This is a genomic window from Mucilaginibacter terrigena, from assembly GCF_004168255.1.
Taxonomy (GTDB): Bacteria; Bacteroidota; Bacteroidia; order Sphingobacteriales; family Sphingobacteriaceae; genus Mucilaginibacter; species Mucilaginibacter terrigena.
This window is the reverse complement of sequence record NZ_SEWG01000002.1, coordinates 310,893-322,895: the sequence shown is the minus strand read 5'-3', so window position 1 is coordinate 322,895 and position 12,003 is coordinate 310,893. Positions and strand designations below refer to the sequence as shown.

Here is a 12,003-nt window from a genome sequence, read left to right as displayed (position 1 = left end):
GAAATATCTGCAAACTGGCAACTAACAACTGCTAACCAAAAATGGGGTCGACCGGAATTGACAGGATGGAGATAACTAAGTAAGCATGTAGCGCGTTGTGTGAATTAGCGCTTAAATCTGAACGCTCAAACTTACAAATGGCGAAAATAACTACGCCTTAGCTGCCTAATTTAGAATTAGCATAGCTTTTGTCCCGCCGGTTTTCCTTCTCATTGGATCGGCAATTGGGGCATCGAAAAATGAGAATAGCCTGCTTAAGGTGTGGTAAGCAAGCGAAACAAAGCACCTAAGGATTAAGGTACAGGTAAGCGGTTAACCTTCCATAGTCCCTACAATTAAATAACAGCTAAACATGTAGAAAGCTTTACTTATACCATGTTTGGACGAGGGTTCGAATCCCTCCGGCTCCACTCTTACAGGTCTAAAGAAGATCAAAACGCTATAAAACCCGGTTTTATAGCGTTTTTTTATGAATTCGAACTCAAAAGATGTCAAAATAGCTCAACGTTCTGGAGACCTATTCGGAGACCTCAACAAGTTTCTTACCTTAGGTCTCTGGAAACGATGGAAGATACTGTATTTCAATTTGTTATCCAAAATCAACTCATTGAAATCTGCTGTGTAAAGGACTAATTTTTTAACCCTTTAGAGACCTGAAAATGACAAAATCTTTTGCCCTTTTGTTTCAGATGAAACGAACCAAGGCGTTACCCAATGGCAACGCCCCTATTTATCTACGGATAACTATTGACAGTGAGCGAGTTGAGATCGCAACTAAGCGAAATGCCCCTCCTGATAAATGGAATACTATCGCCCAAAAAGTGATGGGTAACACTGATGAAGCCAAATCCGTCAACAACCATTTAAAAACGGTTGAACAAAAAGCCTACGAGGTTTACCGGGAAATGATCGAACGGAATATCCCCATTACAGCGCAAACCTTTAAAGACCGCATGAATGGCATTGAAGAGGAAGTTGTCTGCCGGATGTTGATCCCAATCTTTGAAGATCATAACAGGCAGGTTGAAGCGCTGATTGGGAAAGAATATGCACCCGCTACTGCCATTCGCTATCAGACCACAATTAAACACGTAAAAAACTTCTTAAAGTGGAAGTATAAAGTCTCTGATATCAATATTCAAGATTTGGATCATGAGTTTGTGACATCGCTTGAATTTTATCTTAGAACGGTAAGGCATTGCAATAACAACTCAGCCGTTAAGTACATTAAGAACCTAAAAAAGATTATTCATATCTGCGTGGCTAATAATTGGCTTGTACGTAGCCCTTTTATTAATTATAAAACTAAGATCAAGGAGGTAATCAGAGATTTCTTATCAAGCGACGAGCTGGATTCGATTAGTGAAAAGCGCTTTGTTTCAGAAAGACTTAACCAAGTTCGTGATGTATTTTTGTTTAGTTGTTATACAGGCTTGGCCTACGCCGATGTGAACAAATTGAAACGTTCTGAGATAAGCACAGGCATTGATAGCCAAAAGTGGATATTTACAACAAGGCAAAAAACTGAGACTGCTTCCCGCATCCCTTTGCTGCCCGTCGCCCTTGACCTATTGAAAAAGTATGAGGATTATCCGGCATGTATTAATGAAGGGAAATTGCTGCCAGTTTTAAGTAATCAAAAAATGAATGCCTATTTAAAAGAGATAGCTGACGTATGCGGGATTGAAAAAGAATTGACGTTTCATATCGCCAGGCACACGTTCGCCACTACGGTTACGCTTGCCAACGGGGTATCTATAGAAAGCGTTTCAAAAATGTTGGGACATAAGAATATTCGCACTACCCAGCATTATGCAAAAATTTTAGATAGTACAGTTAGCCGGGATATGGATATGCTTAGAGGTAAGATGGAAGCCAAAAAATCTGCCGTCCTTAAGAAAGTCACCAATCAGTAATGGTTATTAAATTCAACAACTTGATGTTCCAATTTGGAACATCAAGTTGTTTTAGAATGGACAAGCTCAATCTAGCTTTTTTAAAAAAGTTAAGTCCGACTCGGATAACCTCGGAGTAATTTCCGATTCACTTCACTCATTTTTGTAAAAAAACACCTACCTCATACATGAGGTGTGAAGTTTTTTCAAGCCTTACTTTCACTTTTGTGCTGAAGCTTGAAGTGATGGTAAATTATTTTGGAAAAAAAAACACATCAGTTAGGTACAGGTGGTGAATTTTATTCAAACAAAGGGTCCAACTTTGCGCCATGGGTACAGCCGAAAGTTGGACTTGTCCAATACCTTATATCACAACAGGTTTAAGTTTTAACTAATAAAAACGAATATTTATTATGGCAGCAGAAATTATCACCAGAGAGGATTTGCAGGAGTTCGGAGAACGATTGTTAAATCAAATGAAAGCTTTGTTGGGCGGCGGCTCAACAGAGGAACAGAAAAAGTTTTTAAAGAGTTACCAGGTTAAGAATCTTCTGAAAATTTCCGACAACACCCTGCAAAACTTGCGGCAGAATGGAACTATACCATTCACTAAAATAGGTGGAATCCTTTATTACAATTATGAGGATATTATGAAAGTTTTGAGAGGGGAAGTAAAAAGCAAACGTATTAGCTTCAGTAAATAAATGTGTGTTCATCTGTTAGGAGCAAGCCATGTTTTCGCTACGCTTAAACGGCTTGCTCCTTCGGAGTAAAATTGATTTTGCACTTCGTTTAAAATCTAAGATCATGGGAAGGCCAACATTGCAAGAGGAAGAAAAAAGAATCATACAAGTGAATCTCCGCCTGACAAAAGATGAAAATGATACTGTCTTAAATTATGCCGAAGCATCGGGAATGACACCGGCAAACTGGATCAGGCAGAAAGCATTTACGGGAAGATTTCCTACCATAAAGTTATCGCCAGTAAATGCCTCGCTTTACCGTGAACTGCACAAGGTTGGCGTAAATCTAAATCAAGCCGTAAAGCAATTACACGCTGGCAAATTATCACCGGCATATCTATCTATCCTTTTAGGATTAATAAAAACGCAAAAGGATATTTTAAACTGTTTGCTGAAATGACAGCGGATCAGGTCAAAGGGAAGGGGTTTAGGGGAGCACTTAATTATAACCTTGAAAAAGTGAACAAGGGTGTAGCAAAGTGGCTTGATACTTCATTTGCTCAACACTACGAGCGGACCATTATGGATGAAGTAAAAATGATCCGGGTGTTGAGGCCCAACCTGGCTAAATACTTTTATCACACCTCGGTTAACTTCCCACCGCATGAAAATTTGAAGGATGAGCAAATGGTAACAATTGCCAAAGATTATCTGGAAGCAATGGGATTTAATCAACACCAATATGCAATCTTCCGTCACTTTGATGCAGACCATCCCCACATGCACATTTTGGTTAACCGCATTGGTTATGATGGTACAGTCCTTTCCGATAGTAACGACTATCAGCGAAGCGAACAAATACTTCGGAAGTTGGAAAAGCACTACGGCTTAACCGAGGTAATTTCCAGTCGCCAGGCAAAGGAAAGAGCCATGACTAAGAATGAGTTGGAAATGATGAAGCGCACGGACGAGCCATCCGTAAAAATGAAGTTGCAGGTTACTATAAAAAACATACTGAATCAAAAGCCAACCGCAGAGCAATTTGTCACGCACTTAGAAGCACAGGGTATTAATGTTTTATTTAACCAGGCCAGCACAGGTTTCGTAAGTGGTGTTTCTTACGGTTACGATGGGATGCAGTTTAAAGGCGCTCATTTAGGAAACGCTTACAAATGGCAGGCTGTTAAAAATGCTATCAATTATGAACAAGAAAGAGATCGCACAACAATATACCAGGCTAATATTAGGACAAGAGCCAACCAGCCTGAACGAACCGGAGAATCTACCGGAGCAACAAAGCGAGCTATCGCAGATACAAAAGTTACTGCCGGAAATAGAAATGATGTACAGCAGGGCGCTGGAAAATTACAGGATCAAATCGGAAAAGCAAATAGAAACAACAGCAAGGCGGCTCAATCAGTTGGAGAGCACGGCGGCAAACCTATCCTTTCAAATAAAAAGTATAGTGGCGAGCGCGGAGCAGATCTATCAATCCAACAATCGGGTCGGCAGCAGATGGGTAATTCGGCTATACGCGGTGGCAATCTTATCGGGGGTTTGCTCGGCGTTAATAACAATGCTAATAATATGGATCAAAATGCGCTGAATCAGTTTGAACGGAGTAGGAAGAAGAAACGAGGACAAAGTTTAAAGTAATATAATTCGTTACTTCCAATGTAACGATAAGACTCAATTTTTAGGTCTTATCGTTACATTAGATGATAATCCATACCAATATAGCTGCGGCAAGCCCTGCTAATAGAAATGAATTTGATATCGTCACAGAGACACCTACTTTTTAGCTGACTATATGAATGCTATATAGGGGTTTTCAATAGTTCAGACAATTTGCCAAATCTTTCGTCATTCTGAGAAATAGGAGGCCATATAAGTAAAGAGATATCGTAATATAAAATATTTTTTGATCGACTGGTAAATTGATACCTTGAAGAATCGAGAATATTAATTCCTTTTGCCTTGTTCAAAAAGTTTTCAAAGACCGTGGTGTTTAAACTGAATTGGTTTAAGTTACTTCTTTCACTACAATCCTTTAAAATGTCAACCATAATTGAAAGTAATGCAAGATATCCAACAGTAGTTTGTAGGATATTTTTAGGCTTGAATCCAATTTGAGGGTCAAATTCCCATAATGATTTAGCGTTCCTATCTAAAAAGACTTTCTTCACCGCTGTAAAAAAATAGTAAATAGCATCCGAGATCTTTGTGTCAGAATCATTTGCATACCACAATCTAAATGGAAGAAACTTTTGTGAACCTAAATTTCTTTTTAGAAGTTCTTTTCTGTTCTTGAATCGGTCTCTTTCTGCTTCTCGAAGGTTTTCACATATTAAATCTACAATTGATTTAATCATGGTAGCTTGAGAAAGCGGAGGACTCTCATTACGAGGATAATCACCACCATATAAATTTATTCTGTTATAGAATGGAGATTGCTCATGGCTATTTAAAGACAGCACTACTTGAAGAGCCGTTTTTTGGGGGGAATCATTAGTTGTCAACCCAAAAAGACTTGCGACTAAACTTTCTGAAACTCTTTTTTGCGTTCTATTAATAGTCGAAAATATCATCGCTTGATACTCTAACGACTTGTCTATAAAAAAAGAAACGACAAGTTGTATTTTCAATAGACTGTCTAATCTCTTTTGAAAATAATTTAATCTTGCATTTAAAGTTTCATTTGTATTGTTTTTATATAAAGCTTTATGTAATAAATCAATGTCCAGCACCAGTCTTTCTATCGCGACCTCTATACCTCTGATACGATGCTGGCCATCAATAATTGTGATGTAAATATTCCCGGTATTTTCCTTTTCTTTTTCCTTTTTTACCTCTTCAAAGACCTCCTCTTTAAGAAATAATTCCAGGTAACCATTTGATACTAACTGCTCCTCAATTACTTGTTGAGGAATATGAAGTACTAAATTAGTCGGAAATGTAGCTTCCGGATCATCTATTAAAAAATCTGCGATCTTTTCAACCCGGCCTTTTTCTACCTCTCTTTGTATTTCTTCATTATAAATTGGCTTGTTATCTTCATCGTAACTTACTATAAATCGGTTAGTGAATTTTGTGAATTTTAAAATCTGGCTAATAGAAAAAACACTTACAATAAATTCCTGCTGATTTTGTAAGACTGGTAACCCAAGAATTCGACCATCTTTAATTGTCGTAGAATTTGCCTTATCCCCAATTGTTTCCATGACCCTCCTCCTTTCCTCTCATTTTTTGAAAAAAAGCACTATCATTTAAGCGTTCATTGTCAGCGTTGGCTAAGACCCAAATAGATATCGCCAGTAAAACGCCAAAAAAGGCTGGTAAAATACTTAACCAGCCATTTAAATTGTATGATAGATAAAATAGCAACGCAGATATTAAAACGGCTCCTGTACTATTTATTTGCCAACTTGGGACATTTTTAATATTGTACGATAAATTGAGATCTACAATACTACTTCCAATTACAGCAACAAAATACGTTGCCATGCTTTTACTGATAATTTCAGGTTTATCCCAATTGCCATGATAACATTCAGTTATAGAAATTATAACCCCGAATCCTCCGGCTAACAATACTAAGAGTATGAAATACGAAATAAAAGCAGATTGACTCCAGGGTTGTTTAAATCTTGTATATAATTCTTGTAAAAATGAAGTTTCCATTATTATAATTTAGTTGTAAACAAATCTGCAACCCTATGCTCTTTAATATTGGAAACAACTTGGTATTTCTGAATCTTTTCCATGCTATTTTTAAGTTTCTGAATATCTTTTTCGCCAACCCCCATAAACTTTGCCATCATCTTTAAATTTGTTTTGTCTTTAATATCAAACAAAAAGGCATTTTCACACATACTTGAAAAATCAAATGATGGCTGATTAAATTCTTCAATACCCTGCGATAAAAGCACTACTGATACCCCTTTGGATCTAATCTCTCTAAGTATCTTCTCTAACAAATCTTGCGACTTTTTATCTTTAAATATGACATGTGCTTCATCAATTAAAAGTACATAACGCATCGATTGGATATTATTTTCAATCGGCGCGTTCTCCATATTCATAAAAATATTATAAATATAATTAATAACGAGAAATACAGACGTAAACCTAACTGCCTTATTTAAATCTCCTGAAAGCGATAAGTAATAATTGCTATTTAAAAAACTTTTATTAGGATCAACAGTGGTTTCAAATATGTCATAATCGCTTAAACTTTCTAAAATTTCTCTAAGAGTACTCGGCTTATCGCCTTCTTTTTCAATTACATTTTCGTAAATTTCTTTCATTGACGGGTATTCGCCGTGTTTTTTTCCAAAAAACACTTCTTTAGCGGCATCTTTTAATGTTTGTTGTTGATTTTTGCCAATGCCTGAATAACTGGTTATTATATCAACAAACTTACTAATACCCATTAGTTTGTTTTTTTCGTTTATATTATCAATGAAAGAAAGCGGATTTAATGGAAAAGGCTTATGTGGCGCATCTATATAGGTGGTGTTCGTTTCGGTAAAAAAAGGTCTTAAACTTTCCTCATCCTCCTTTTTTAAGCCTTTAAAATCCAAATAAATAAAATTGACTTGACCTTGTGATGATGCTACAAATTGTTTGAGAAAGTTAAGCGCAAAATATGTTTTGCCAGTACCTGAATTACCTGCTACTGCAACGTGAGCGTTATTGTGTACACTCAGATCGTTCGATTGGAAATAAATAGGCTCATTTGTTGTAAGGTCTTTCCCTACTAAAATCTTAATTAAACCATTGTATGAACTTTTTTTAACTCGCTGATTAAAGTTCTTTACTGCTTCTGGGCTGATTTCTACATCTTCCAAAGCGCTAATTCCTTTCTCGATATTTTCTATTAAGAAGTCAATGCTTGTGTAATTTTTATTTAGTTCAAAAATCCTATTGATCGACTCTAATCCGTGATCAATATGCATTTTAATATACTTAGGTATATCCTTGTCCGTTTTATATAAATTGTATTGCTGGCATATCATAGCGATATAAAAATCTACATGCTTGCCAAATAGGATTTCTTCTTTATATTCCTTTCCCTTGCTATCTTTAACGTCGGTTTCGAGATTTAACAATTGGCGCCTTGCCAAGGAATATGCAAATGCTATACGAGCAATGTAGTTCTCAGATCCTAAACTGAGCTTGTTAGTAAGCTCAGTTACAATTCTCTTATTTTCTTCTGAGGTCTTTATATTAATTAGCATTATATTTTAAATTGTAATTTTCAATAAAGTCAGTCGGATTTAGTTCTATGAATTGAGATTGATCTTGATTTATGTTTTCTATCAAGTATGCTCTTGCAATGTTTGGTTTTAACAACTCATATTCTTTGGCACTTAATTCTTTATTTATTAACGGGAAAATAACTACTTGATCTGAAACGCTTGGATAAAAATATTTTACTATATTTTCAGAGTGCTGTTCGTCAAACTTTTGCATAGGGCTGTCGATGAAGACAGGAAAATCAATATCGGATTCTTCTACTAAGCCTCTTAATAATGCTGTAGCGTACATTTGCTGTTCACCTTTGGAAAGACTACCAGTTTTGATTTCTTGCTTCCTGCCATTATATAATTTTATATCAATAATGTCGTTAATAATTTCAACTTCAACATCAGTTATAAAATCTTTCTTGTGCATCAACATATGTAACCCACTCAAAATTGCCTCTTCGAGAGATTTCTTTTTCTCTTCCTTAAATGTGGCAATGAAGTTTTTTAGGTAAAGTATCAAATCGCTTGCCTTTTGATCTTTGTCCTTATTCTGTTCGGAAACCCTTAATTTCTTAGTTATTTCTTGGATTTGCTGACCTTTACCGTGAATTTCTTTCTCTATGGTAACGTTTTGGTTTTCCAGATCGAACTTCTTTCGCAAATTGTTTTCAACCTCGCTTTCTAAATTTTCTTTTTGTGATTTTAAAACCGCGATCAAAGGATCTTCTTGATTAGCCTCGGCATCCCTTAATTTTTTTCTAATAGCTGTTAGTTCATTTTTAACTTGAACGTTGTCTCCACTTATCCTTTTAAAAGATTCTTTAAAAGAGTTTTTTATATTGCTTACTAAAGCGTTAAACTCCTTTCGTTCCGGTTCTGAAAAGTCATGCAATGATTTATAATTATCCGGCATATCTGGAACTTCGGAAAAAAAATGTTTTTTTATTAATACCCTTAGTGTGTCTGCGTAAAACTCTTTTACTTTGAACGGAATTACTAATGATGTATCTGGATCAGTATCTAATAATTCGTTTATAACACTTTCCGTCTTTTGAATAACTGTCTCAGTTTGAAATTCAGCCAATTTAATGCTAGCTTCTTGTTCAAGTTTTATATGGACGTATAGCATAGAACTGCCAGCTATTGCAAAAGGAACTAAATCAAAAGATTCTTTTAATTCGTCCGAAAGTTGTTCAGCCCTTTTGGTTAATTCCTCATCTCGGTACCTTAATTCATTTAGTTCTTCAACTGTAATAGAACTCCCAGCCTTAATTAATTTTTCTTGAATGAGATTTAACTCTTGTTTCTTTGAGTTTATGGATTCGGTAATTGTATAAAGTTCTTTAGTGTTTTCTTCGATTAGGTTTTCATTTTTCTTTATGTCAGCTTCAAACTGTATTAATTCTTGCCGTTCTTTGAAATTTGCTGAATCTTTTCGAAGTTTATATTGGAGTTCTTCCAATTCCTTTTTTAAATCCTCATATTTTTTTATGCCCAATACCTCGGAATAAGCCAAGCTTAGTTGTTTGCGTTGTTCTAAGGTGTTAACTTCGGCAAGGTTTACAATCTTCTCTGCATCAAAAAAGAAAAATTTGGCTATTTCTTTAGGTAAGATAAAGTCACGAATAAAAGTCTCAGGCCCTACTTCTTTGGTTAGTTCGTTAGGGTAACCATCAATTAAAATTTCAATTGCGTCATTGGCACCAGTTAATTTGTTGTACGTGCGTATTACCTTAATTTCCCGACAAGGTAACTCGGGTATAGTAAGGTCGGTAAAGGTTATGGCAACATGAAATGTGTAATCACCTTCAACCTCTGCCAATCGGTTTAATGCATTGTTAATGTATTTTGAATACCCTCCTTGCTCTATTATTTCTTTGCGATAAAGATCATCAACATCTTCCATTTGGCGACCGTATAAACACCAAACAAGGGACATTAGGAAAGTAGTTTTTCCAAACCCATTTCTCCCAGATACAATAAAGATATTTTTATCAGAATCTTTAGAAAGATCAATGACATTTAAACCATGATATATTCTAAAATTATTAAGCTCTATGGTTTTAATGATCATTATTTAGCTTGCTTTTTTTCAGTACCTAAATAATCTTGAATTCGTTTTTCGATATCGTCCTGTAAACCCCGTTTTCGTACCATTAAAGATTTTGATTTTTGCAGAGCTAATAACTCTTGAACTAAATCGAAGTCATTGTTACTATCATTACATGATTTTTTTAGTAATTCCTCTTCTTTGCGGAATTTTTCATCGTGTTTACTCATAACCATTTCAGATTTGTAGACTTTATTATAGATATCAGATACTTTATATTTAAACAAAGAATCTCGGTACCAAGTAATTTGAATGGCAACTAATTCTTGATGTGTAATTAACTGAACATCGGGTTCAACTTGATTTATTGACTTTTGCGCTTCAAGTAATTTTTCCAAATATAACGCCCTTGCATATTCATTATAAGGCCCCGGACCTTCTGCGCCATTTTTTCTAATACCCTGCCTGAAATCCGGATTATCACGTGTTTCAACCAATGTATCTCTAAAATCAACCAATGGTTCCATCCAATCTTCGCCAGTTTCAATTAATCCTGCCATTGATTTGTCTTGCTTGACAACGGTACAGACCCAACAGCCAAATCTACTTGTACCACAAGAGGGGGTAGTTACGTCGATTACTAATGGGCAATCACCACCACTGGCATTACGATAAAGTGTAACCAAATCTCTATTTGTCCCCCCCCAGGGTGGGTTTACTTGTAGTAAATATTGCCATACCTCATCGGTAATCACGTCTTTTATTGGCGCGTAAACAAAAGCATTAGCCAAGATATGTTTCCGTAACCGCTGACCATAAATCTCGTGTTTTTTCATTGACCGCGAACGGGTAGCGCTTTCATCAGATCTTGTTCCTAAAAGAATAATCGCCTCACCTTTTTCGCTTACCTTATCTAATATAAATCTCGTGGTCGGCGTAATTTTTAAACGTTCTGTACACCACCGAAATAAATTATTAGGCGCTGGATAACCTTTTCCTATCAAATTGACCCAAAAAGTATCTTCTAACCTGGGAGTAGTTTGATGTACTTGAATAGGCATCCCTTGAACAGTGGCTTCCCTTTGTATGCTTTTGAGCGTTTGATTAATAAACTGAACAATTTTAGGGTTTTCAACTAAGGTATCATTGCAAACCACAAATACATCTCTATTTCTAAGTTCGGACGGTATCTTTTTTATAGCAGACCAAACTAATTGAAGTAACATTGTTGAATCTTTACCGCCACTAAACCCTATAATCCACGGCCTTGTAGTGTTTTCATCATACAAATACTGATCAATTATTTCATCCTCTAAAAATTTTATATTTAAAGACATTAATTATATATATATCTGGTGAAGTTACATAATTTGTTAAAACTACCTATTTGCAAGTGTCTAAAATTTTTAATTTATTAATGAATATAGTTATAATTTCAAATAAAGATAACTTGAGCGGTCTGTATTACGAAAGAAGTTTTTTGCTCTTTTAAATGAGAATCTTCATTTGTGTCCTTGACTTCAATTCCATAATCCCAATCTTACCCAAATAGGCCATTTCCGCGAAGTGCGTAGTTTTTTGTTGTATACTATTTCGTCCGCAATGCGGACGATTTTACAGTTAGAAATTGATAGTTTTATGAGTTTGTGTTACAATGGTATCTGTTATTGGTGGAATTATAGGTCCGCTATACTCATTTCACCAAGCCGCTTCGGCAGGCGCCTACATTACACCACGCGTACTATCGCGGCGGGTTTCTTTTCGCCTTCAGCCTCGTTGCCACACAATCAGGAATGAAATTCGCTGTCGCTCCTAACATACCTGATTCAGCCACTCTGATGCCAGAAAAATATATTTTCTCTGATAAAACAAACTCCTACTAATCGCGAGGAATTTTAACTAAAGTACAATTCACTAAAATTAAAATACAAATAAAAAATATCTGAGAGCAATTCTCCACGCAATGCGTGGAAAATTGAGTTGGATGCATTATGGTTTTCTGATACCGATATTAAACTAATTGCAATAAGACAATACTTATTTCCAAATGGAAACAACTGACGATGACAATAAAAAGTATAGTGGATAAATATTATTGAACTACTCGAATTGTTCGAGCAGTTCAA

The 12,003-nt window shown here is 35.7% G+C and carries 9 protein-coding genes and 1 other RNA gene; 5 read left to right on the top strand and 5 right to left on the bottom strand.

The features are described 5' to 3' along the window. Positions 1-43 precede the first annotated feature (43 nt). From ssrA to EWM62_RS05275, 5 genes are all read left to right on the top strand, one after another. Positions 44-413: a transfer-messenger RNA gene (gene ssrA, locus EWM62_RS05295) on the top strand. 246 nt (positions 414-659) lie between these two features. Further along, positions 660-1,916, top strand: a complete 1,257-nt coding sequence (locus tag EWM62_RS05290; RefSeq protein ID WP_129875615.1) for a site-specific integrase — start codon at positions 660-662, stop codon at positions 1,914-1,916. Positions 1,917-2,308: 392 nt separating this feature from the next. Further along, positions 2,309-2,599: a helix-turn-helix domain-containing protein gene (locus tag EWM62_RS05285; protein ID WP_129875614.1), complete on the top strand. Its 291-nt coding sequence runs from the start codon at positions 2,309-2,311 to the stop codon at positions 2,597-2,599. A gap of 103 nt (positions 2,600-2,702) precedes the next feature. After that, a complete protein-coding gene (locus EWM62_RS05280) occupies positions 2,703-3,038 on the top strand; it encodes a plasmid mobilization protein (protein ID WP_162499783.1) in 336 nt (111 codons plus the stop codon). Next, complete coding sequence (locus tag EWM62_RS05275) at positions 3,035-4,234, top strand: relaxase/mobilization nuclease domain-containing protein (protein WP_129875612.1); 1,200 nt, start codon at positions 3,035-3,037, stop codon at positions 4,232-4,234. Before EWM62_RS05280 ends, EWM62_RS05275 begins: the two co-directional genes overlap by 4 nt. A gap of 161 nt (positions 4,235-4,395) precedes the next feature. Here EWM62_RS05275 and EWM62_RS05270 read toward each other — a convergent pair whose 3' ends face one another. From EWM62_RS05270 to dndC, 5 genes are read right to left on the bottom strand one after another with little or no spacing between them, the layout of a single operon-like run. Beyond that, positions 4,396-5,799, bottom strand: coding sequence for a DGQHR domain-containing protein (locus EWM62_RS05270; protein ID WP_129875611.1), 1,404 nt, complete (start codon positions 5,797-5,799; stop codon positions 4,396-4,398). After that, entirely contained in the window at positions 5,780-6,259 is a 480-nt protein-coding gene (locus tag EWM62_RS05265) for a hypothetical protein (protein ID WP_129875610.1), read from the bottom strand. Before EWM62_RS05265 ends, EWM62_RS05270 begins: the two co-directional genes overlap by 20 nt. A 2-nt stretch (positions 6,260-6,261) precedes the next feature. After that, positions 6,262-7,818 carry a DndE family protein gene (locus EWM62_RS05260; protein WP_129875609.1) on the bottom strand — a complete coding sequence of 519 codons (1,557 nt, stop codon included), beginning with the start codon at positions 7,816-7,818 and terminating at the stop codon, positions 6,262-6,264. Then, positions 7,808-9,901, bottom strand: a complete 2,094-nt coding sequence (gene dndD / locus EWM62_RS05255; RefSeq protein WP_129875608.1) for a DNA sulfur modification protein DndD — start codon at positions 9,899-9,901, stop codon at positions 7,808-7,810. The genes EWM62_RS05260 and dndD overlap by 11 nt, the downstream gene beginning before the upstream one ends. Further along, positions 9,901-11,214: a DNA phosphorothioation system sulfurtransferase DndC gene (gene dndC, locus EWM62_RS05250; protein ID WP_129875607.1), complete on the bottom strand. Its 1,314-nt coding sequence runs from the start codon at positions 11,212-11,214 to the stop codon at positions 9,901-9,903. The genes dndD and dndC overlap by 1 nt, the downstream gene beginning before the upstream one ends. Positions 11,215-12,003: the final 789 nt, after the last annotated feature.

Coding starts and splice junctions, on each gene's coding strand:
- EWM62_RS05290 (WP_129875615.1), top strand. CDS start 660: ATGACAAAATCTTTTGCCCTTTTGTTTCAGATGAAACGAACCAAGGCG.
- EWM62_RS05285 (WP_129875614.1), top strand. CDS start 2,309: ATGGCAGCAGAAATTATCACCAGAGAGGATTTGCAGGAGTTCGGAGAA.
- EWM62_RS05280 (WP_162499783.1), top strand. CDS start 2,703: ATGGGAAGGCCAACATTGCAAGAGGAAGAAAAAAGAATCATACAAGTG.
- EWM62_RS05275 (WP_129875612.1), top strand. CDS start 3,035: ATGACAGCGGATCAGGTCAAAGGGAAGGGGTTTAGGGGAGCACTTAAT.
- EWM62_RS05270 (WP_129875611.1), bottom strand. CDS start 5,799: ATGGAAACAATTGGGGATAAGGCAAATTCTACGACAATTAAAGATGGT.
- EWM62_RS05265 (WP_129875610.1), bottom strand. CDS start 6,259: ATGGAAACTTCATTTTTACAAGAATTATATACAAGATTTAAACAACCC.
- EWM62_RS05260 (WP_129875609.1), bottom strand. CDS start 7,818: ATGCTAATTAATATAAAGACCTCAGAAGAAAATAAGAGAATTGTAACT.
- dndD (WP_129875608.1), bottom strand. CDS start 9,901: ATGATCATTAAAACCATAGAGCTTAATAATTTTAGAATATATCATGGT.
- dndC (WP_129875607.1), bottom strand. CDS start 11,214: ATGTCTTTAAATATAAAATTTTTAGAGGATGAAATAATTGATCAGTAT.